The sequence below is a fragment of the Nitrosarchaeum sp. AC2 genome, assembly GCF_013407385.1.
GTDB lineage: Archaea > Thermoproteota > Nitrososphaeria > Nitrososphaerales > Nitrosopumilaceae > Nitrosarchaeum > Nitrosarchaeum koreense.
The window spans coordinates 1,280,159-1,300,122 of record NZ_CP030847.1 but is presented as its reverse complement, the minus strand read 5'-3'; the positions used below and the strand labels follow the sequence as shown (position 1 = coordinate 1,300,122).

Annotated in this window: 27 protein-coding genes and 1 pseudogene; 14 read left to right on the top strand and 14 right to left on the bottom strand. The window is 35.2% G+C overall.

The genetic code is table 11. The features are described 5' to 3' along the window. Window positions 1-58: 58 nt before the first annotated feature. Window positions 59-1,081 (bottom strand): hypothetical protein, encoded by a 1,023-nt coding sequence (locus DSQ20_RS07895; protein WP_255458203.1) that lies wholly within the window; start codon window positions 1,079-1,081, stop codon window positions 59-61. 115 nt (window positions 1,082-1,196) lie between these two features. Between DSQ20_RS07895 and DSQ20_RS07890 the strand changes: the two genes are divergently transcribed. The 5 genes from DSQ20_RS07890 (at window position 1,197) to DSQ20_RS07870 (ending at window position 4,890) form a co-directional block, all read left to right on the top strand. Beyond that, a complete protein-coding gene (locus tag DSQ20_RS07890) occupies window positions 1,197-1,781 on the top strand; it encodes a PEFG-CTERM sorting domain-containing protein (protein WP_255458202.1) in 585 nt (194 codons plus the stop codon). Between the two features lie 19 nt (window positions 1,782-1,800). Beyond that, a complete protein-coding gene (locus tag DSQ20_RS07885) occupies window positions 1,801-2,619 on the top strand; it encodes an aspartate dehydrogenase (RefSeq protein ID WP_179365228.1) in 819 nt (272 codons plus the stop codon). Window positions 2,620-2,711: 92 nt separating this feature from the next. Further along, window positions 2,712-3,668, top strand: coding sequence for a quinolinate synthase NadA (gene nadA / locus DSQ20_RS07880; RefSeq protein ID WP_179365227.1), 957 nt, complete (start codon window positions 2,712-2,714; stop codon window positions 3,666-3,668). A 98-nt stretch (window positions 3,669-3,766) separates the two neighbouring features. Next, window positions 3,767-4,408 (top strand): hypothetical protein, encoded by a 642-nt coding sequence (locus DSQ20_RS07875; protein WP_179365226.1) that lies wholly within the window; start codon window positions 3,767-3,769, stop codon window positions 4,406-4,408. Between the two features lie 101 nt (window positions 4,409-4,509). Further along, complete coding sequence (locus tag DSQ20_RS07870) at window positions 4,510-4,890, top strand: tetratricopeptide repeat protein (RefSeq protein WP_179365225.1); 381 nt, start codon at window positions 4,510-4,512, stop codon at window positions 4,888-4,890. On the opposite strand, the pseudogene nadC reads toward DSQ20_RS07870, so the two are convergent. The 3 genes and pseudogenes from nadC to DSQ20_RS07855 all read right to left on the bottom strand — a co-directional run bounded on the left by nadC (window position 4,891) and on the right by DSQ20_RS07855 (window position 6,630). Further along, window positions 4,891-5,705 (bottom strand): annotated as a pseudogene (gene nadC / locus DSQ20_RS07865) (carboxylating nicotinate-nucleotide diphosphorylase). Between the two features lie 37 nt (window positions 5,706-5,742). Further along, window positions 5,743-5,931 carry a transcription elongation factor subunit Spt4 gene (gene spt4, locus DSQ20_RS07860; protein ID WP_007551079.1) on the bottom strand — a complete coding sequence of 63 codons (189 nt, stop codon included), beginning with the start codon at window positions 5,929-5,931 and terminating at the stop codon, window positions 5,743-5,745. Beyond that, window positions 5,932-6,630 (bottom strand): DNA-directed RNA polymerase, encoded by a 699-nt coding sequence (locus DSQ20_RS07855; RefSeq protein ID WP_255458199.1) that lies wholly within the window; start codon window positions 6,628-6,630, stop codon window positions 5,932-5,934. It abuts the gene before it with no gap. A 41-nt stretch (window positions 6,631-6,671) separates the two neighbouring features. Between DSQ20_RS07855 and DSQ20_RS07850 the strand changes: the two genes are divergently transcribed. From DSQ20_RS07850 to DSQ20_RS07835, 4 genes are all read left to right on the top strand, one after another. Then, complete coding sequence (locus DSQ20_RS07850) at window positions 6,672-7,775, top strand: Mrp/NBP35 family ATP-binding protein (protein ID WP_179365224.1); 1,104 nt, start codon at window positions 6,672-6,674, stop codon at window positions 7,773-7,775. A 9-nt stretch (window positions 7,776-7,784) separates the two neighbouring features. Then, window positions 7,785-8,282 (top strand): GTP-dependent dephospho-CoA kinase family protein, encoded by a 498-nt coding sequence (locus tag DSQ20_RS07845; protein ID WP_255458198.1) that lies wholly within the window; start codon window positions 7,785-7,787, stop codon window positions 8,280-8,282. A gap of 150 nt (window positions 8,283-8,432) precedes the next feature. Next, complete coding sequence (locus tag DSQ20_RS07840; RefSeq protein ID WP_179365223.1) at window positions 8,433-8,795, top strand: hypothetical protein; 363 nt, start codon at window positions 8,433-8,435, stop codon at window positions 8,793-8,795. 51 nt (window positions 8,796-8,846) lie between these two features. Next, window positions 8,847-10,886 (top strand): sodium-translocating pyrophosphatase, encoded by a 2,040-nt coding sequence (locus tag DSQ20_RS07835; protein WP_179365222.1) that lies wholly within the window; start codon window positions 8,847-8,849, stop codon window positions 10,884-10,886. Here DSQ20_RS07835 and DSQ20_RS07830 read toward each other — a convergent pair. Together DSQ20_RS07830 and DSQ20_RS07825 are read right to left on the bottom strand one after the other, a co-directional pair. Continuing rightward, window positions 10,883-11,062: a hypothetical protein gene (locus DSQ20_RS07830; RefSeq protein ID WP_007551071.1), complete on the bottom strand. Its 180-nt coding sequence runs from the start codon at window positions 11,060-11,062 to the stop codon at window positions 10,883-10,885. The two genes, DSQ20_RS07835 and DSQ20_RS07830, sit on opposite strands and share 4 nt — an antisense overlap. 65 nt (window positions 11,063-11,127) lie before the next feature. Beyond that, window positions 11,128-11,385, bottom strand: a complete 258-nt coding sequence (locus tag DSQ20_RS07825; RefSeq protein ID WP_179365221.1) for a DUF2024 family protein — start codon at window positions 11,383-11,385, stop codon at window positions 11,128-11,130. Between the two features lie 157 nt (window positions 11,386-11,542). Here DSQ20_RS07825 and DSQ20_RS07820 point away from each other — a divergent pair, with 157 nt between their 5' ends. The 3 genes from DSQ20_RS07820 (at window position 11,543) to DSQ20_RS07810 (ending at window position 12,851) form a co-directional block, all read left to right on the top strand. Beyond that, window positions 11,543-12,013, top strand: a complete 471-nt coding sequence (locus tag DSQ20_RS07820; RefSeq protein ID WP_179365220.1) for a Dps family protein — start codon at window positions 11,543-11,545, stop codon at window positions 12,011-12,013. A 153-nt stretch (window positions 12,014-12,166) separates the two neighbouring features. Further along, entirely contained in the window at window positions 12,167-12,598 is a 432-nt protein-coding gene (locus tag DSQ20_RS07815) for an AAA family ATPase (protein WP_179365219.1), read from the top strand. Window positions 12,599-12,653: 55 nt separating this feature from the next. Beyond that, entirely contained in the window at window positions 12,654-12,851 is a 198-nt protein-coding gene (locus tag DSQ20_RS07810; RefSeq protein ID WP_179365218.1) for a hypothetical protein, read from the top strand. Here DSQ20_RS07810 and DSQ20_RS07805 read toward each other — a convergent pair whose 3' ends face one another. Both DSQ20_RS07805 and DSQ20_RS07800 read right to left on the bottom strand, forming a co-directional pair. Next, a complete protein-coding gene (locus tag DSQ20_RS07805; RefSeq protein ID WP_179365217.1) occupies window positions 12,852-13,253 on the bottom strand; it encodes a Mov34/MPN/PAD-1 family protein in 402 nt (133 codons plus the stop codon). Between the two features lie 2 nt (window positions 13,254-13,255). Continuing rightward, the gene (locus DSQ20_RS07800) at window positions 13,256-14,347 is read right to left on the bottom strand and encodes a plastocyanin/azurin family copper-binding protein (RefSeq protein ID WP_179365216.1); all 1,092 of its coding nucleotides are present in this window, start codon (window positions 14,345-14,347) and stop codon (window positions 13,256-13,258) included. Window positions 14,348-14,420: 73 nt separating this feature from the next. On the opposite strand from DSQ20_RS07800, the gene DSQ20_RS07795 reads away from it, so the two are divergent. Next, entirely contained in the window at window positions 14,421-15,329 is a 909-nt protein-coding gene (locus tag DSQ20_RS07795) for a heme o synthase (RefSeq protein ID WP_179365215.1), read from the top strand. A 7-nt stretch (window positions 15,330-15,336) separates the two neighbouring features. Here DSQ20_RS07795 and DSQ20_RS07790 read toward each other — a convergent pair whose 3' ends face one another. The 6 genes from DSQ20_RS07790 to DSQ20_RS10845 are packed head-to-tail and all read right to left on the bottom strand — an operon-like array spanning window position 15,337 to window position 19,465. Then, window positions 15,337-15,633, bottom strand: coding sequence for a hypothetical protein (locus tag DSQ20_RS07790; RefSeq protein WP_179365214.1), 297 nt, complete (start codon window positions 15,631-15,633; stop codon window positions 15,337-15,339). Window positions 15,634-15,635: 2 nt separating this feature from the next. Then, window positions 15,636-17,804 carry a CDC48 family AAA ATPase gene (locus DSQ20_RS07785; RefSeq protein ID WP_048109923.1) on the bottom strand — a complete coding sequence of 723 codons (2,169 nt, stop codon included), beginning with the start codon at window positions 17,802-17,804 and terminating at the stop codon, window positions 15,636-15,638. An 8-nt stretch (window positions 17,805-17,812) separates the two neighbouring features. Then, window positions 17,813-18,094, bottom strand: coding sequence for an elongation factor 1-beta (locus DSQ20_RS07780; protein WP_007551058.1), 282 nt, complete (start codon window positions 18,092-18,094; stop codon window positions 17,813-17,815). A gap of 4 nt (window positions 18,095-18,098) precedes the next feature. Next, window positions 18,099-18,278, bottom strand: coding sequence for a zinc finger domain-containing protein (locus DSQ20_RS07775; protein WP_255458197.1), 180 nt, complete (start codon window positions 18,276-18,278; stop codon window positions 18,099-18,101). Window positions 18,279-18,329: 51 nt separating this feature from the next. Next, entirely contained in the window at window positions 18,330-18,965 is a 636-nt protein-coding gene (locus tag DSQ20_RS10850) for a hypothetical protein (RefSeq protein ID WP_255458196.1), read from the bottom strand. Continuing rightward, complete coding sequence (locus tag DSQ20_RS10845) at window positions 18,866-19,465, bottom strand: NAD(P)/FAD-dependent oxidoreductase (protein WP_255458195.1); 600 nt, start codon at window positions 19,463-19,465, stop codon at window positions 18,866-18,868. The genes DSQ20_RS10850 and DSQ20_RS10845 overlap by 100 nt, the downstream gene beginning before the upstream one ends. Window positions 19,466-19,531: 66 nt before the next feature. Here DSQ20_RS10845 and pth2 point away from each other — a divergent pair, with 66 nt between their 5' ends. Beyond that, window positions 19,532-19,885 (top strand): peptidyl-tRNA hydrolase Pth2, encoded by a 354-nt coding sequence (pth2, locus tag DSQ20_RS07765; RefSeq protein WP_007551055.1) that lies wholly within the window; start codon window positions 19,532-19,534, stop codon window positions 19,883-19,885. The last annotated feature ends 79 nt before the right edge of the window (window positions 19,886-19,964 follow it).

Genomic DNA, 19,964 nt, shown 5'->3' with positions numbered 1-19,964 from the left:
TTCGAATAAAATCTTTAGGTTATGCTGACTATTCACCTATGTGACACTTAAGTTAAACTTAACCAATTCTACCTTTCAAAACAATCTTTTCACTAGTGCCTGATGGCGTTGAACTATCTACATATCTTATTTCATACTCGTCACCAATGTGAATTGTCTTTCCATTTATGGTTCTTGGAATTTTAATTGTCACTTCAAATATTCCTGTATTTTTTCCAGTCTCTACTAAATAATTGGAATTTGCATCAAAATCAGGATTTGATAAACTAGTTCTAATTCCTCCTTCTCCTCTAAACTCAAATTGACTCAAAGATATCTTGTCTTCATTTTTGGAATCCCTGTTTGCATCTTGCTCGTAAATTCGTAGTGTGAATTCATGGCCTATCCTGGAACCACCACCAACACTTTCTACATTTGCATATGATTTTGACAATGAAACTGATTGTGTTATCGTTTGTTTATCTCCTGAATAATCTGATGCATCCAAATATTTTATCAAGACAACATCGTCTTGACTCAAAGGTCTTCCATTAATGGTATCCGGTAATTGTAATTTCACATAAAACTCTCCAGTGTTAGGTCCAGTTTCAATCATCGTTGGAGGACCATCAATTGAAATTCCATTAATTGTAAATTCAAACAATCCTGCAGTCGATACAGTCTCTACTCCATTATGGGCCACATTCAAGTCATCATCTTGAATGTAAAAATTAATCACACTACCAGTTGATGCTGGAACAACTTTGACACTTTCCTGTTTTTTTATTGGAGTCGTAGTCTTTTCTAGATCTTTGATGGAAACATCTGAATTTGTAGTGACTTGAGCTGCTCTAACTTCAATTTTTCCTAAACCTCGTTTTTCTAATCTCTCTGCAGTTTCCTCGCTGACACATGCTGGAGACCCATTGTTTCTAATCACTAAGGAAAGACCATCTTTGCAAGAAATATCTTCTACAGAAACACCTCTTTTCATCTGCTTTCTTGGCGATTCTGCGTCTGCGCTAGTGAAACTCCCTACAATTCCCACAGATAATATCAAAAATAAGGCAATTCCAAATGATACATTTGTACCAAAATTCATAATTTTATTATTCATTTTTTACCATAAATAGATTGATGATAAATCATACTTGTTTCAAATTATCGACTATGATAATCTGACAATTAATTATATTTAATAAAATTAATTTTTTATTATGAAATTTGTTTTTGTCTCTGTTACTCTTTTGATGTTGATTCCAACTAGTTTTGCTTTTGGCAGCCATGTCATTGATGATATGGATGCATTTGCCCAGTACCTGGATATTACTCAAATTTCCTCTGAAAAATATGTCCTAACAATTGATGATAAGACATATGATATTCATTATGGGTATCATGGCAGTTTTGAAGTCAATTTAGAAAAATCAGAAGAATATCCAAAGCTATCTTTTATGGAAATAGTCCCTGAAAGAAAGTCAATTCAAATTACCATGGAGAGTGTCCCTTCAACTAGCATTTTTTGGCTACGACTACCATTTGACGTAATTTCTGCTGAAGGTGCACAATACAAGCTAACAATTGATGGCGTGGATACACCATACGACCTAATCAAATATCCTGACAACTATGCATTGGGAATGATGCTTCCAAAGGATGCAAAAAACGTTGAAATTATTGGAACATATGTTGTTCCTGAATTTGGAATGTTGCCAATTATGATTTTAGGAATTATTCTTGTTGGTGCAGTTTGTCTTGCTAGAAAATCTTCTATTATCTCAAGACTAGAATTAATTAAGTGATAATTCCAAGCAATATCGCTTGAAAAGAATCGGACTCTTGGGGTGCGGTGCAATTGGAACTCAAATTGCATTGGCAATTGATTCAGGTAAAATTCCTGGCACTCTAACTCATGTGTATGATGCCTCAAAAGACGCATCATATGCCCTAGTTAGTAAATTAAAAAATAAACCCGTAATTGTTGAAAATCCACACCTTCTATCCTCCCATCCAGTTGACATTGTAGTCGAGGCAGCATCACAAGAAGCAGTTAGAAATGTAGCTCACAGTGTCTTGCAAAATAAACGAGACTTGATGATCATGAGTGTTGGCGCATTACTTGACGAATCCATCTATGATATATTGTCTGAAGCATGTGAGCATTTTCATAAAACAATCTACTTGCCATCTGGTGCAATTGGTGGACTGGATGCAATAAAATCAGTTTCCAATTTACTAGAATCAGTTACTCTAACTACTACCAAACATCCAAAATCACTCAAGGGTGCAAAATTTTTTGAGACATCAAAGATTGATCTTGAAAAAATCACAACACAAACAATCATCTTTGAAGGAACAGCCAAAGAAGCAGTAACATTATTTCCTGCAAACATTAACGTTGCAGCATTACTTAGTCTAGTTGGAATGGGAAGTGAAAAAACAATGGTAAAAATTGTTGCAGACCCAAACACTGACAAAAATACTCACACCATTGTTGCTCAAGGAAAGTTTGGAAAGATGTCATTTAACATTGAAAATATTCCAGATGAGACAAACCCAAAAACAAGTAAACTGGCAATTTTATCTGCCATTGAAACTCTGAGAAAATACTGTTCCAGTGGAATATCTATTGGAACATAATATGGCAAGAATTGCCATAATTGCCTATTTTTTAGAGTAAACCAGACTTGATCTTATTCTTTAAATGACTACCGCATGCATTGACTTTGGAAATGCTGGTTCAACAATCATCTAGTCTCAAAGAGGAAATCATGCGTCTAAAAAAAGAAAAAGACGTTGTTATCCTGGCTCATAATTATCAAATTCCAGATGTCCAAGATATCGCAGATTTTACTGGGGACTCGCTAGGTCTATCAAGACAAGCAGCCAAAGTTCCACAAAAAACAATTCTCTTTTGCGGTGTCCACTTTATGGCAGAGACTGCTGCAATCATCTCACCTGAAAAAAGAGTGCTGATTCCTGACTTGGAAGCTGGATGTTCCCTATCTGATTCAATTACTATAGATGAACTAAGAAACTGGAAGAAACAACATCCAAATGCAATCACAGTTGGTTATGTGAATACAACTGCAGAGATAAAATCTGAATTAGATTACTGTTGCACTTCAGCAAATGCTGTAAATGTAGTAAATGCAATTCCTGCTGATAAAGAAATTTTATTCTTACCTGACATGTTTTTGGGTTCTTATGTTGCCAAAGTTACTGGAAGAAAAAACATGTTCATCTGGGCAGGTGAATGCCACGTTCATGCCGGCATCAAACCAGAAGATATCACAGACAAACTAAATTCACTTAAAGATGCTGAATTTGTAATTCATCCTGAATGCAGTTGCACCACACCAATGATGTATGATGCAGCATCTGGAAGTTTTGATGGAAACAAAGTATCCATCTTATCCACTGAAGGAATGCTAAATCATGTAAATAATTCAAAAGCCAAGAACTTTGTTGTTGCAACTGAAACTGGAATCTTATACAAAATGAAACAACAAAATCCAGACAAAAATTTCATCCCAGCTTCTGAAAAAGCAGAATGCCAGTACATGAAGATGATAACACTAGAAAAAGTCTATGATGCTCTAGTTCAAGAGAAAAACCAAGTCATAGTTCCAAAAGAGATTGCAGACAAGGCAAGAACTGCAATAGAACGAATGCTTGCAATTAGTTAGGCTCAATTTTTTAACTGTATCACATCTTGTAGCAACAATAAATCTGAAATCCTTATTTAATCAAAAAAATACAGACGTCTGGAAGCATTAACAATACTATGAATATCCACAGTAAAGAATTTGATAAAAAGATAGAAACATTATCTGTAGTCATTCTTGCATTAGCAATAATTGCTACAGGTTGGAGTGCATACCAGTCAACACTGTGGGCCGGCATCATGACATTTACCCTAAGTGAAGTAAATGCAAATACACAGAAATATGTCATGAGTACAATTCAACAATCACAATACAGCACAGTTGATGCAATAACATTTATCGAATACATCAAGGCTCAAAATGACAACGATGATGATCTAAGTAATTTTTTCTATCAAAGATTCAGATCTGATTTCAAACCAGCTGTTGATGCTTGGTTGGAAACAAATCCTTTTGAAAATCCAGATGCCCCGCCACACCCTTTTGTCATGAATGAATACAAAAAGACATTTTCTGAAGATGCAAAAAAATTTGCAGATGATGCTGCAATAAAATGGAAAGATGCAGCACAAGCAAATAAGAATTCAGATAGTTTTATGTTATTGACTGTAATTTATGCATCAGTGCTTTTTATCGGTGCAATACTAAGCAAGTTTTCTGAAATAAAACTTCGTACCTTTTTACTAATCTTAAGTGGAATAATCTTTGCAATTGCTACTGTGAGTCTCTTTTCTCTGCCACTTGCACCACAGTTATCATAGGGTGAAAAATTTCCATTATGAATTATCTGATAACTTTCAAATATTCTATAACTTCTATGAAATGTATTTTTTTTAAATAAGGGATGTATTGACATAATTTTATGACTGGATTATTTTCTACAAATCCCAAAATCCAAGAGATACATAATATGAGAAAACAACTAAGAAAACTTGTCAAGCAAAAACAACATAATGATGCTTTGAAATTAGGATTAGAAATTCTGCAAAAAGCACCATATGAGCAAAATGTCTTGTTTATCGTAGGCGGAATGTACTATATGAAAAATCAATACAAAACTGCCATGCCCTATTTTGAAAAGGCTTTAGATATTGGAGCTTATGATGTTGAAGTCTTGACTCTCAAAGCAAATTCTCACTATTTTCTTGGGGAGCCAAAAAAAGCACTTGTGTGTTGTGAAAAAATTAAAGAAATTGATCCAAAAAATAAAACCGTTGCTGAATTGCTATCTAAAATAAAATAATCATATCTCTAAACTCATGTCAATTCCCTTGACAGAGTTTGTAATGCTTCCAACAGATATGATATCCACTCCTGTTTTTCCATACTTTGCAATATTTTTTGCATTAATTCCACCTGATGCTTCAAGTAGTACCTTATCTCGCAATTTTTCTCTTTTGAGAACTTGAATTGTTTTTTTAATTTGTTCTGGAGAAAAATTATCTAACATAATTATAGTAGCACCTTCTCTTGCTGCCAATACTGCATCTGCTGTATTTTCTACTTCCACTTCAAATTTTTATGTTTTTTCTTTGCACTTTTAATCAAAGACAACAAATCACTTACTGCAATGTGATTGTCTTTAATCATGACCATCTCATCTAATCTTAATCTGTGTCTTACTCCACCTCCAATCTCTACTGCCTCTTTATCGAAATATCTTAAACCTGGAGCTGTCTTTCTTGTGGCATACAATTTGGTTTTATTTGAAATCTTTTTTACCAATTCACTAGTTTGAGTAGCAATCCCGCTCATTCTTGTAAGCAAATTAAGTACGGTCCTCTCACATGTGAGAATCTTTCCAGCATCACCAGTTATCTTCAAAATCACATCATTTGGATTTACCCTACTGCCATCTTTTTTTACAATTATCACAGTACATCCTTTTAATTTGAAGATCTCTCTAGCATGATTTACACCTGCAACTATAGCTCTCTCCCTTGAAATGATTTTAGCAGTAATTTTTTTTCTAGGTAAGAGAACACTGGTAACATCTCCTTTACCTATATCTTCATCTAAAAATGTCATTAACTGTTTTTTAGAATTAAATGATATCATGATGATATTGATCTTTGTATGATTTTAAAGATTAAGTTTACGTAACTTTGATTGCGTACTTGCCTTTTTGTTTAATTCCCAATGTTTTTGAAATTTGAGAATTTGTTGGGTCTACAACTAGTACGACTCCATTCCAATCTGGTGTCAAATCAGATGATTTACATGCTGGACAAACTTTGCCTGTAGTTACAAACTTGCATTTTCTACAAGCCATCTCTCGAGCCATTTAACTTGCCTCTACTTTAGCTTCTTTTGAATCGCTAGAACCGCCAGATGATTTTTTAATCTCTTCTGCAATCCATGCATCTGCACCAAGGAATGGTTGTCTGCATGTGATTCCAATCTTTCCCATTGCAGCAGCTTTACCTAATGACACTGCAGTAATTCTTGCTCTAAGTGTAGAACCAACTTTTAATGTTCTACCACTTTGATTAGCTAAAATCATTCCAGACTTTACATCGCTCTTTAGATAGTCATCCATGACTTGTGATAAGTGTAGTAATGCATCAGTTGGACCAATTCTTACAAATGCTCCAAAGTCTGTAATGTCTACAATTTCTCCTTGAACAATTTCTTGGAGTTTTGGATAAAATGTCAATGCTTCAAATTCTACTCTGTGAAAAGTTCCACCGTCTCCGGCAATCATCTTTCCCATTTCGTCAACTTTGGCATCTAAAATCATAATGATGTAACCTAATTCTGCATTAATCATGCTCTCATACTTGTCTTTGAGAATGTTTGTTGCAGCCTTTTTGAGTGCGGTTCCAAACAAGCTTGGAGGAATCCTAACAACATCAACTAGGGTGGATATAGAAAACAACTGTGTGTTTTTGTTGAATTTGAATTTATGAATCTTTGGGTAATTTACGCTTTGTTTGAGTAAATTTTTATCAATTTTCCAAATAATCTGCGTTTTTTTACTCATCTAACCTATGTTTAAATAATGTAAAGCGACTTTTTGACCCAATGGTCGGAGTAGATCAAGTCCTCGAAAAACTTAGCACAGTAATTGATCCGGATTTGAAAAAAGACATCGTATCTATGGGAATGATCAAAGACCTTGAACTCAATGATAATAATCTAAAATTTACTTTGGAGCTTACCACTCCAGCATGTCCATTTAATGTAGAGATTGAAGATGATGTAAGAAAAGCAATAGGCGAACTCAAAGAACTCAAAAATTTTGATATGAAAGTAACTGCAAAAGTGATGGAAGGCCGTTCCCTTGATGCAGACACCAGTATGGCAACTGTCAAAAATATTATCGGAGTCGCAAGTGGTAAAGGCGGTGTAGGAAAATCTACCGTCTCTTTGAATCTGGCTTTAGCTTTACAACAAACTGGAGCTAAAGTTGGCTTACTTGATGCAGACATCTATGGCCCAAGTATTCCTCTGATGCTTGGAATGAAGAGCGGTCACATGGAAGTAGAAGATAACAAACTACAACCTGCAAAGTATAATGGCCTTCAAGTAGTCTCTTTTGGATTTTTTGCAGAACAATCACACCAGGCAGCAATTTACCGAGGCCCAATCATTTCAGGAATCTTAAAACAATTTTTAGTTGATACTAATTGGTCTGATTTAGATTATCTAATTGTAGACCTTCCACCAGGTACTGGTGATATTCCATTAACACTTGCACAAACAATTCCAATTACCGGAATTTTAGTTGTAACTACTCCACAAGATGTAGCAAGCAATGTTGCAGTAAAAGCAATCAGCATGTTTGAAAAATTAAACGTCCCAATTATTGGTGTTGTAGAAAACATGAGTCACTTTATCTGTCCAAGCTGTAACGATAAACACTATATCTTTGGTGATGGCGGTGCACAAAAAATCAGTGAACAATTTAAGATTCCATTCTTAGGTGAAATTCCCTTAAACTCTGGAATTATGTCAGGTTCTGATTTAGGCAAACCAATCATGATTACTAGTCCTGATTCTCCAAGTGCAATTGCATTTAGAACCAGTGCAAAAAATATTGCAGCCCAATGTAGTATTCTTGCTGCAAAGATGCAAGATGAGATGAAGTCTGCAGAGACGCCTGAAGATACTCCAAAAGCAAACTAAGCGATTTTTGTGAAATTACCTGATTCTCTTAGAGCCCAACTGAAAATTCCAATGGGAATTTTAATTCCTGAAAGTCAAGTATCGAAATCAAATGTTGAAAAACATCTAGAAAAAAACTCCTATATCATTACAGTCGGTGATAGAACAACTGAAAAGATGATCTCATTTGGTTTAACTCCTTCTTTGCAAATTATTGACAACTATGAAAAGCGAGTAAAGCGAGAACCAACAATGTCTCCAACTGTATATACTGAACTCACATGCAATAATCCTGCAGCAGAGGTTACTTCTGCAAGTATTGATATCATCAAAAAGGCATTTACATCAAAGACACCTGTAAGACTAACTGTTGTAGGCGAAGAGGACCTGCTAGTAATTCCAGTATGTATCCATGCGCCTGAAAACTCTGTAGTGCTATATGGTCAGCCAAATGAGGGATTGGTCATAGTCAAGGTAACTCCAGAAATTAGAAATAAAACACAAAGACTACTTGATTCAATGGAATAAAGGGGTATGATGAGCCGGTGGCTGTATGATTTGTGATTACACTACAAAATATTCTGACCCTATTAATTCTCAATATCCAAAACATAATACACCAACTCTTGTACAAGAGTTGACATTTTAGAATAAACATCCATTTTATAAAAAATAATTGTGAAGTTAGATCCTGAACTAAAATTGCAGATATTAGAAAAAGTTGGAATTTACTCAAGTCGTTTCTCTATACCCGAACCCAAAATTCTACTCACCACAAAAGAAGTACTTGAAATGCCAAAAGAGATGACTGAAGGCAGGAGAACTTCAGCTTACAAATACTATGGAGTTTCATATTTGCAACATAATCTTGTTTTTATCAATATTAGAAAAATTCCAGATGAAAAGGCCCTGGAAAATACACTGGTTCATGAATTAATTCACATGCGATTTCCATATCTTGCACATGGTAAGAGATTCAACAAATTAGTTAGGCAAGGATTGCGAGGAAAAACATTTTTGCCCTATCAGAAAAGAAAATAACCAATTCCTAATTGATTTATATTTCCTAATCTCAGGCAAGCAAATTATAGTATGGATCTTCAACAAATTTTGCCTATAGTGGCAGGCATTGCTTCATTTGTCGTTGCCCTAGGTATCGTTGCTTGGATCACAAAACAACCATCAGGCACCAAAGAAATGATGGATATCTCAAATGCAGTCAAAGTTGGAGCAGCAGCATTTCTGAGACGAGAGATGAAAATTATAATTCCAATTGCAATCGCACTTTCAATTATTATAGGATATTTTATCGGATTTTCAAACGGATTAGCATTTGCAGTAGGTGCAACACTTTCTGCTGTTGCCGGATTAATCTCATTAAAAATTACAGTTAAAGCAGCAGTTAGAGCCGCTCATCTAAGTAGTAGCGGTCTAGGCAAGACATTTGCAATGGCCTTTAGAGGCGGAGCAACAGTAGGTCTGGCAGTTCCAGCAATGGCCCTATTGGCAATCACTGGTCTTTACATGGTTTATCCTAATCCAATCACAATTGCCGGTGTAGGTATCGGTGCAAGTCTAATTGCATTGTTTATCAGAATCGGTGGCGGAATCTTCACAAAGGCTGCAGATATGGGAGCAGACTTGGTAGGAAAAGTTGAAGCAAATATTCCTGAAGATGATCCTAGAAATCCTGCAACAATCGCTGACAACGTTGGTGATAATGTAGGTGATGCAGCAGGAATGGGTTCTGATGTTTACGAATCTTACATTGTTACAATTCTAGCTTCATTGCTTATCGCTGCACTAATTGGTGCTCCTGAAATTTTCATGTATCCAATTCTTATTGGAACATCTGGAATGATTGCATCAATCATTGGAATTGTAATTGTTCGCTCTTCAAATATTACCGATGTGATGAAACCGCTTAATCTGTCATTTTATGTCTCTGCCACAATTGCAATAATTTTGAATTTCATTTTTACATACTACTTTCTCGGACAAACCGCAATTGCTTATGCGTTATTTGCCACAACCGTCATTGGTGTCATTCTAGTTCCAGTCATTCAAAAGATTACTGACAGATATACCAATTACAAATACAAACCTGTTCAAGATATTGTTGAATCTGCAAAATGGGGATACGCATCACTAACATTGATGGGAATTATCAAAGGAATGCAATCAACTGGACCATTTATGATTGCATTAATTGTTGCAATTATCATTTCATTTAGTGTAGCTTCAAATGCAGCACCTGAAGGCACTGACCCAATCTTGTATGGTATCTTTGGAACTTCATTAACTGCAATGGCCATGCTTAGTCTTGCAGGAATTGTTCTTAGCATCGATGCATTTGGACCAATTGCAGATAACGCAGGTGGAATTGTCGAGATGACTGGAATGGGTGAAGAAAATAGAAAAGTCACTGATGAAATCGATGCTGTAGGAAACACTACAAAGGCAGTAACCAAAGGATTTGCTATTGCTAGTGCCGGGTTGGCCGCGCTTGCAATGATACAGGCATTCCAATTTGAGGCAGCACACATCTTTGAAGGAGTTTTAGAATTGAATTATAGTTTAACAAATGTAACAGTTATTGTTGGATTGTTAGTTGGCGGATTAATTCCATTTATTATCACCGGACAACTAATCAACGGTGTGTCTCGTGCTGCTGGAAAGATGGTAGATGAAGTTAGACGACAATTCAAATCAGACGCTGGAATTTTAGCAGGAACATCAAAGCCTGATTATGCAAAATGTGTAGACATTGCAACTGCTGCATCAATTAAAGAACTTTGGAAACCCGCAATCATTGCAATTATCTCTCCAATTATTTTAGGTATTTTGTTAGGCCCAACAGCTGTTGCCGGATTACTAATGGGTGCAGTAGTTACTGGAATTCCACTTGCATATCACTTGGCAAACACTGGTGGTGCATGGGATAATGCTAAGAAATTAGTCGAGATGCAAGGTGATAAAGGAACTGAAATTCACAAAGTAGCAGTAGTTGGTGATATCATTGGTGATCCTTACAAAGATACAGCAGGTCCTGCATTAAACACTGTAATTAAATTACTAAACACAATCGCAATCGTCTTTGTATCTGCATTTATTGCAATACTTGCACTCTAGTCTTCTATAACTAAAGTCATATCCAATTCATCAATCTGTGTCTGAATTGCTTTTTTCAAAATATCATTATGATTTTTACAGAATTTAAAATAATCATCTGCAGTTAGAAAACATCCACAAATCCATTTTGTTTTTTTATCTCCTTCAACTGTCCACTTTGCATATTGTTCTGTCATACTTTACAAAAAATATCTTGCCTAAAAAATATAGATCAAAATAATTAAAAAAGGAAAAAAGATGTTTAAGGACAGCCTTCCATCTTTTGGATGAAATAACCTTTTTCCTTAATTGCCCGTTCTACAGGTTCTGGTGCACCTTGTGAATGGCAAAATTGACATTCATTTGTAGTCATTTGGGCGTTTGGCTCACCTACTGATTTTAACCACTCTTTACCATATTCAATGGCTTTGTTGTGATCTTTTTCACCAGTAATTACATCAAAGTGCATGGTATGGCCATCTTTAGCTTTGACATATGTGTCGTATACGTGAATTTCCATAATTTCGTTTGAAAGAAGGGATATTTAATTCAAAACTCCTCTTGATACGAGAGATATCTACTAGATATTCATTCTACACTTGTAAAATGAAATAAAATTTGTAATCTTTCTGAAAATCAAAACAAACCTTTTATTTTATGATTGATAAAAAATTATCATGGAAACTAACATCGGAATATCATCTGAAAATTCTAAAAACATCTCTGACATTCTAAATCGCCTTGTATCTGATGAATACATCTTGTACACAAAGACAAGAAACTATCATTGGAATGTAATTGGAATGCAATTCAATGATCTACACAAGTTCTTCGAGTCCCAATACGAGGAAATAGATCAAGTCATTGATGATGTTGCAGAGAGAAACAGAGCATTAGGTGGTAAAGCAAAGGCAACACTTGCAGAGTTTATTGGAAATAGTAGACTAAAAGAACAACCAGATACATATCCTGAACCAAAAACAATGCTTAGAAATCTATTAGATGATCATGAATCTGTGATTCGTGCATTAAGACAAGACCTTGAAACATGTGCAAAGCTTGGCGATGCAGGAACTTCTGATTTCTTAACAGGCCTCATGGAAAAACATGAAAAGATGGCTTGGATGCTACGAGCATTTCTCGCATAATTTTTTTACTTTTTTACATTAGTGTTTTTTGGATTTTTTATGAATAAAAAATGATATTTCAATACAAAAGAAAGTATTGTTGTATATCTTGCTATTCCTACTGCAATCCTGCTTAAAACAAAAATCTAATTTTAAATCTTTGATTGGTATGAGATGTATGTGTCAAAATTAGAATATGTTTTAATGATTGGAGTTGCGTTGAGTGGAAAGACCACTTACATAAAGGCAAATTTTGATCATGAACGTATAGCATTATCCTTTTTTGATAATAATAGAAAAAAAGAACTTGAATACATCGAAGAATGTCTAAAAGCAGGAAAAAACGTCGTAATTGATGACACCAATCTGACTACTTCCATACGAAAGCAACACATAGATCTTGCAAAGAAATACAATGCCAAAGTAAGGGGAGTCTTGATGAATACCTCAAGGGGATTACTTGAAAAAAGACAAAAAAGTAGACATGACCCATTTCCACTAACTGTAATTTACAAACAACTCAAAGAACTTGAAACACCAATAATTGATGAAGGATTTGATGAGTTAATTATTAAAAAAGACTATGAACAACCTAAAGGAACTTAAACCAAAATTGATTTTTTTCAATATATTAAACTACTAGAAAAAATTACTCTACTATGTGGTAACAAGTAAAACTCGTAAAACAAATGCTGAAGAGTTAAAAAAATTACAAAAAAATGAAAAAATACGAAATGATGCTAGACGTAAAGGCCAAAAAAAGGGAGTTAGCATATCCACTGACAAACCAAAACTAAAAAAAGCAAAAGTTAACCGACCTGCAAGAAAAAATACTAAAAAACGAGTTTCAGTTAGATAGCTAATTTACTTCAATTGCGACTTGAATAATTTCTGATTCTAGAAAATATGCTTTAAAGTCCTTTGTTACTCCTGAATAAATCACCCATATTACGGGATTACTTTGCATGAATCTCTTATCTGTCTCTGATGGATATGCCTCTGAATTTGGATGAGAATGAAATATTCCCACAACTTGCATTTTTTTATCTTCAGCAGTTTTGTAGACTTTGAGTAATTCATCATTTGATATTGTAAAATTGACTGGCGATTCTTCAATATTTTGTGTAAGAAATATCTCTTTTACTGTAGTTTGCTCGTCATTTGCGGCACCAAATAAAACAGCACACGACTCATTTGGTCTTTCATTATCTGCATAGTTTGCTAGTATCTTTTTTTGAGATTCTGTAATTATTAATTTCAAATCTATTGTACGTCTACAGTACCAACCATCCAAGGATGTAACATGCAAAAGTAATCTATCTTTCCTGGGGAATTAAACGAATACTTGAATGAATCTCCAGCTGCCATCATCTCTGAATCAAACTTTCCATCTGCTCCTGTCTCTGCACTACCTGAAGTTACTGTATGCATTGCACTATCTGCATTCTCCCAAACAACAGTCGTTCCAGATTCAATCTGAATTACTTGTGGATCATAATAGATCTGACCTTCACTAATTATTCCAGCCCCTTGTGGAATTACGACTTTAACATCCTCTTTTGGTTCTTCAACTATCAAAGTTGCAATCATCCAAGGATGTACTATACACATGTATTCATATTCCCCAGCATCAAGATTGTTTGTATCTAGTGAAAATTTCTCACCTGCATTTATCATATTTGAGTTAAATGTGTCTCCAAAGTCAGCAGAACTAGTAACTGTGTGTACTACTGCATCCGCATTAGTCCATTCAACAACATTGCCTTTTGGAACATGTGCTACATCTGGATCATAATCTGGATTTCCTTGAATGTCTGATTTTTTCAATATTGTTATTGGATATATTGGCGCTGAAGATACCACTATCTCTTCTTTAGGCTCTTCAATTACAGGCTCACTAATCATATACGTATCTGGACTAACTAGACCAAATGCAAACCACATGATAATTCCAGTTGCAGCTGCCATTCCAACTATGGCTCCTACCGGTTTAGCATACTGGGGCATCTTCATTATTAGATATGATATAATTATTGATGGAAATGCAATTGCCATCAAGAGTCCTGCAAGTGTAATGGTATAATTTGAAGAGTTCATTGTAAGTCCAAATGTTGCAAAAGATAACACAATTGATACGATTACTAGAGTAGTTGCTTTGGCCCTATTACTAGTAGAGACACCCCCATCTAAGATACCTGCTGCCAAAAAGATCAATCCAACAAACATAGTTAGCCCAGTTAGAGCGTGCATTCCGTCAATGAATGTGTGAGCTATTCCTGAATACGATATTGTCACACCTGCAACTCCAATAGCTGTCAATCCCATGCCTGGCATCATGAGGTCCCAATTACTCATTCAAGCTAGCTGTTAGGATTGTGATACTTATTCCTTTTGAAATACACCAGATCATTAAAGTCGAATAAATTAAATGGCTTCTGATTTGGATATAGTGAGATTGGGATTTAAGGAAATATTGGAAATATCCAAACCACGAATTGTTGTACTATTGGTAATTACTGCTGTAACATCGATGTATGCTGCAAATAAACTAATTCCAACTGATAATCCAATTGAATTGATTCATTATTTGCATATTATTATTGCAGGAGCTTTGGCATCTGCTGGTTCAAGTGCCCTGAACCATTATTATGATAAAGACATTGATCCAAAAATGACTCGAACCAGCACTAGACCGATTCCTTCTGGTAGAATGGCAGCATCTCATGTGTTACTTTATGGAGTTGTTGTAAGTTGCGTCTCTGTAATTTACGGATTTTTTGCATTAAACCCAGTATCTGCATTTTTTATTGCATTAGGAATTTTCTCTTACGTAATTATTTACACAGTGTGGCTTAAGCGATTAAACACATCAAATATAGTAATTGGTGGAATTGCTGGCAGTGCTGCAGCTTGGGCTGGTTGGTCTGCTGCAACAGGCAGTATGGATATCTTGGGATTCCTAGTTGGATTTCTGGTGTTTGTATGGACCCCATCACACTTTTGGTGCCTTGCAATGAAGATTAAAGATGAATATGCACAAGCAAACATTCCAATGTTGCCAGTAGTAATTGGAATGCAAAGAACATCAAAATACATTCTAGGAAATACATTGATCCTACTTCCATACTCGATGATTCTTCCTGCATTTGGTATGGGAATTGTTTACACTGCAATCGCTGCAGTCTCTGGTGGTTTGATGTTAGCATATCATTACAAACTAACAAAGACTCCTACATCTGAATTTGCATGGAAAGCATACAAAGTAACTGCCCCTTATCTTACAATAATTTTTGTTGCAGTTGCATTAGATGCAGCATTTCATTTTCCGTTATTTTAGAAATTAATTATTTTTCAAAGCCAGGAAAGCTTGCTTCATAATCTTTTTCCATCATTTCCTGATTTTGTTCATCTACTATGTCTATCTCTTCTTTTATCACTACAATTTCTATTCTTCGTGCATCTTTTGTAATCCATGCAACTTTGATTAATCCTAGAATTTCTAAATCTAGTAATAGTTTATTGAATTTGTCTTCAGAAATAATCATCCCATCTTTAGTCAAAGCTTTGTACAACTCTACATCTGTAAGAGAATTTACTTCTTTGATTTTTTCAAATACTTTGTTTCTTAGTGGTATTGCCATTTTTATCCGTAAAATGATTTATCTCCTACTTTAGGTACGACATTAGATATACTTTCTCTTACCGTCTTGTACCATTGATCCACTTCTTTAGTGATTGACGGTTTAATCTGCTTCATACCTTTAGCAAAGTCAGAGTTTGTAATTTTTGCATTATTACTTCTCATTGCTTGAACTGCTGATTCTCTGCAAAGTGCAGCTAAATCCGCTCCTGTGTAATTTTGTGTGGCAACTGCAATCTCTTCTAACTTTACATCACTTGCAAGTGGCATTTTCTTTGTCAAAATCTTGATAATTTCCAATCTGCCTTTATCGTCTGGTGGTGGAACATAGAGTACAATATCTAATCTTCCCGTTCTAAGTAACGAGTTATCTAAAACATCTGGTCTATTTGTAATTCCAATTACAGCTACACGTGATGACGTGCCTTCTTCAATCTCAGTTAACAACTGACTAAGAACAGTTTCACCTACTCCACCTTCTCCAGATTTGATTCGTGCAAGTGAATCTAGTTCATCAAAAATTACAACACACGGTGATGATGTTTTTGCTTTTCTGAAAATTTCTCTTACAGCTTTTTCTGATTCCCCTATCCATTTTGAAAGAATCTCTGGACCTTTGACTAGTATCATGTTGGCTCCAGTTTCCGTAGCTAATGCTCTTGCAATCAACGTCTTGCCGCAACCAGGAGGACCATAAATTAACGCGCCTTTTGGTGGCTTTATCCCCATCTTTGTAAATTTAGTTGGCTCTTTCATAGCTACAATGAGATTATCTGTTAATGATTTTTTGATCTCGTCTAATCCTCCAACATCGTGCCACCATACTTTTGGTCTCTCAACGTAAAACTCTCTCATTGCTGTAGGAATTACATCGTGCATTGCATCGTAAAAGTCAATTAATTTTATCTGCATTGATTCTAAAACCTCTGATGAAATTTTCTCAGTCTCTAAATCAATTTCTGGAAGATAACGTCGAATTGATTTTAGTGCAGCTTCTCTGCAAAGTGATTTGATATCTGCCCCAGTATATCCATGTAATTCTGCAGCTAAATCTTTAAGGTCCACATCATCTGCAACTGGCATTCCTCTTGTGTGAATTATGAGAATCTCTAATCTACCATCATCATTTGGAACTGATATCTCAAATTCTCTATCAAATCTTCCAGGTCTTCTAAGTGCAGGATCAATACTTTCTGGTCTGTTGGTTGCTCCAAGAACAATTACGTTTCCTCTATCATTGAGACCATCCATTAATGCCAATAACTGAGCTACAACTCTTTTTTCTACGTCTCCGTAAGCTTCTTCTCTTTTTGGAGCAATTGCATCAATTTCATCAATAAAAATAATGCTTGGAGAATTATCTTTAGCTTCTTTGAAGATATCTCTAAGCTTTGCTTCTGTTTCTCCGTAATACTTGTTCATAATTTCTGGACCATTAATTGAAAACATGTTTGCCTCTGATTCACTTGCAAGAACTTTTGCAATCAACGTCTTACCACAACCTGGAGGACCATACAACAAAACTCCACTATGTGGCTCTACTCCTAATCTTACAAATAATTCTGGGTGCTTTAATGGAAGTTCAACAATCTCTCTCATTGCTTTAATTTCATGACCTAATCCTCCAACTTCTTCATAAGTTACTCTTGATTTCCTATCTCCTGAAGCTTCGGCAGATATTGTAAGGATAGTTGATCTGTCAATCTTTACAATGTGTTTTGGAGATGTCTTGCTAATCTTAAAGTCCATCGAGTTTCCTAAAATCATAACTGAAATTTCATCCCCATGTGTAATTGGTAATCCTTTCAATCTATTTTTTACAAAGTCTGTAAACTCTTTATCGACTGTAACTGAATCATTAACTGGAATTAATACTACTGATTTTGCAATCTTTGATGTTGCCTTTCTAATCTTTACAATGTCATTTAATGATGCTCCCACATTCTTCCTTGTTTGTCCGTCAATTCTGATAATATCTGGAGATTTCTCATCTTCATCTACTGGCCAAACAACGGCACAACTAGTTCTTGAACCCATAACTTCGATGATGTCTCCTGGTGTGACTTTGAGCTGGTCCATTGCTTCTGGTCCAACTCTGGCGCGCTTTTTACCAACATCTCTTTGCTTAGCTTCACCAACTCTCATCTGCAAAGGTTCATCTTTGCGTACCAAAAAATCACCTATTTCATGTCCACAGACATTCTACTCATGTTGAGTACTTCGAATTCACTTACACCCTCAACTGATTTAACAGCATCTTCTAGTGAATCCATTTGACCTTCTTTATCTTCTAAAACAAATTCTGCTTTGAGAAATTCTAATCCAAATGCCAATGGCTCTTTTGCGTGTCTTTTCATTTGTATTCCCTCTTTTAGAACTCCTTTGATCGAATCTGATAATTTATCTAAATCGACATCCATTCCAGTTGGAAGAATTTTTGTAACTAATAGTAACTGAGTCAATTTTCTAAGGTCCCTGAGAATGACACAAATCACAAGTATATGATTTTGCGGATTCTCTGCAACTCTCGCATCTCCAAATTAATTTTTCACCGCAATTTGGACAATTGAATTTTACACATTTATCATTAGGCATAATATGTCTGTGACAACAACTACATGCTGGTAACGAAATCGTAGATGACATGCCACAATTTTCTGTAAACATCATTTATACCTTGCTTAGAAATTACGCTTTCTAACTTAGGAGTTTTTTAAATTCTCCACCAATTATGGCTTGAGCAGTTTTGAGTGATCCTTTGATCCCAAGTAATTTTACAATTGATCCAGTATGAAAATCAAAATCATCTTTTTCAGAAATCTCCTTTATTATTTCAGGTGTTATTGATTCAAATAATTTATTGATTGTATTGTTGTCTAATCTTTCTAAAATTTTTCTTGCAAACAACTGTTTTTCAAATTCCTTTCCAAATTTCTCGGTCCATCTTTTTTGATACTCTTCTAAATCTGATATTTTCTTTGATTTTAGATATTTCGAAATAGCTTGTCCAGCATACATTCCACCCATACCACTAGAGTAAATCCCACCAGCTGTAGTTGGTTTTGCTTGTCCTGCTGCATCCCCCACTGTTACTGTTTTTCCATTTACAAATTCTTCAATTGGACCTTTAATCCAAATTGGAGCATAAATTTTCCTAACTGTTGAGTAATCTCCCTTTGTTTGCAGAAATTTTTCTATTGTCTCTGCAACATTGATTCCTTTTCCTGCAACTCCTATCTTTCCTTTACCTTCATCAGACGGTATGACCCACGCAAAAACCCTGGATATTTTTCTTGATCTAAAAATACTTCTACTTTTCCTTTCTTTATCCAATTTGCATAAATCTCATACTGTGCCGAAGATAAAATTCCAGTTCTATCCTTGTGAATTAAAGATGATACTCCTCTTGCATCAACAAAGATTGTGCATTCAATTTCTTCTTCATTAGTTCTTATTCCTTTATCTGTTATTTCTTGAAAACTATTTCTCACTTTGATTACTGCCCCGTTTTTCTGTGCTTGATGTGCTAATTGTTTATCTAACTCTCTTCTGCTAATCTCTGCAACTTTTTGCTTCTTTGAATTTATAGAAAAACTATTGCCGTTTGGGGCATGTATCTCTGCTGAGTCTATCAAATGATCAAAAGTCTTTCTAAATGGAATTATTCCAAGTTCTTCAAGACCTGCGGTACTTACTAATCCACCACAGTGTTCTGGCGTACCAATTTCATAATCTTCTTCGATTACAAGAACACTATGATTATTTCTGGCCACTTCTCTTGCACAAATCAATCCAGCAACACTTCCACCGGCAATTATTACGTCATAGTACACAATTCTCGTTTCATTGTCAATTATTTAACTCAAAAGTTTTTCATTAAGTATGATTTTGATATCTTTATGGGAGATATCAAGCAAGTAATTGTGATTAGAACTGATCTTGAAATGGGAAAGGGAAAGATTGCTGCACAAGTAGGCCATGCTTGTGTTTTAGGTGCTGAACATGTGAGAAAATCTCATCCTGAATGGTTCAATAAATGGTGGGGAGGCCAAGAAAAAGTTGTACTCAAAGTTTCAGGAATTAAAGAATTACAAGAAGTAAAAAAACATGCTATTGATCTGGATCTTCCCTGGTCTGAAGTCACAGATGCAGGTCATACTCAAATCGCTCCAGGGACTATCACGTGTATTTCAATTGGACCTGCTCCTGAGAATTTAATTGATAAAATAACTGGTGATCTGAAATTACTTTAGATCTTTTCTTGCAATAAGATATAACTTGGGTTAATTATTTTTTAATTTGTGAAGAAAAAAGGCCTCATTGTAGCTATAT

Coding starts and splice junctions, on each gene's coding strand:
- DSQ20_RS07895 (WP_255458203.1), bottom strand. CDS start 1,081: ATGAATTTTGGTACAAATGTATCATTTGGAATTGCCTTATTTTTGATA.
- DSQ20_RS07890 (WP_255458202.1), top strand. CDS start 1,197: ATGAAATTTGTTTTTGTCTCTGTTACTCTTTTGATGTTGATTCCAACT.
- nadA (WP_179365227.1), top strand. CDS start 2,712: ATGCTGGTTCAACAATCATCTAGTCTCAAAGAGGAAATCATGCGTCTA.
- DSQ20_RS07875 (WP_179365226.1), top strand. CDS start 3,767: ATGAATATCCACAGTAAAGAATTTGATAAAAAGATAGAAACATTATCT.
- DSQ20_RS07870 (WP_179365225.1), top strand. CDS start 4,510: ATGACTGGATTATTTTCTACAAATCCCAAAATCCAAGAGATACATAAT.
- spt4 (WP_007551079.1), bottom strand. CDS start 5,931: ATGGCTCGAGAGATGGCTTGTAGAAAATGCAAGTTTGTAACTACAGGC.
- DSQ20_RS07855 (WP_255458199.1), bottom strand. CDS start 6,630: ATGAGTAAAAAAACGCAGATTATTTGGAAAATTGATAAAAATTTACTC.
- DSQ20_RS07850 (WP_179365224.1), top strand. CDS start 6,672: ATGGTCGGAGTAGATCAAGTCCTCGAAAAACTTAGCACAGTAATTGAT.
- DSQ20_RS07835 (WP_179365222.1), top strand. CDS start 8,847: ATGGATCTTCAACAAATTTTGCCTATAGTGGCAGGCATTGCTTCATTT.
- DSQ20_RS07830 (WP_007551071.1), bottom strand. CDS start 11,062: ATGACAGAACAATATGCAAAGTGGACAGTTGAAGGAGATAAAAAAACA.
- DSQ20_RS07825 (WP_179365221.1), bottom strand. CDS start 11,385: ATGGAAATTCACGTATACGACACATATGTCAAAGCTAAAGATGGCCAT.
- DSQ20_RS07820 (WP_179365220.1), top strand. CDS start 11,543: ATGGAAACTAACATCGGAATATCATCTGAAAATTCTAAAAACATCTCT.
- DSQ20_RS07815 (WP_179365219.1), top strand. CDS start 12,167: ATGTATGTGTCAAAATTAGAATATGTTTTAATGATTGGAGTTGCGTTG.
- DSQ20_RS07800 (WP_179365216.1), bottom strand. CDS start 14,347: ATGAGTAATTGGGACCTCATGATGCCAGGCATGGGATTGACAGCTATT.
- DSQ20_RS07795 (WP_179365215.1), top strand. CDS start 14,421: ATGGCTTCTGATTTGGATATAGTGAGATTGGGATTTAAGGAAATATTG.
- DSQ20_RS07790 (WP_179365214.1), bottom strand. CDS start 15,633: ATGGCAATACCACTAAGAAACAAAGTATTTGAAAAAATCAAAGAAGTA.
- DSQ20_RS07775 (WP_255458197.1), bottom strand. CDS start 18,278: ATGTCATCTACGATTTCGTTACCAGCATGTAGTTGTTGTCACAGACAT.
- pth2 (WP_007551055.1), top strand. CDS start 19,532: ATGGGAGATATCAAGCAAGTAATTGTGATTAGAACTGATCTTGAAATG.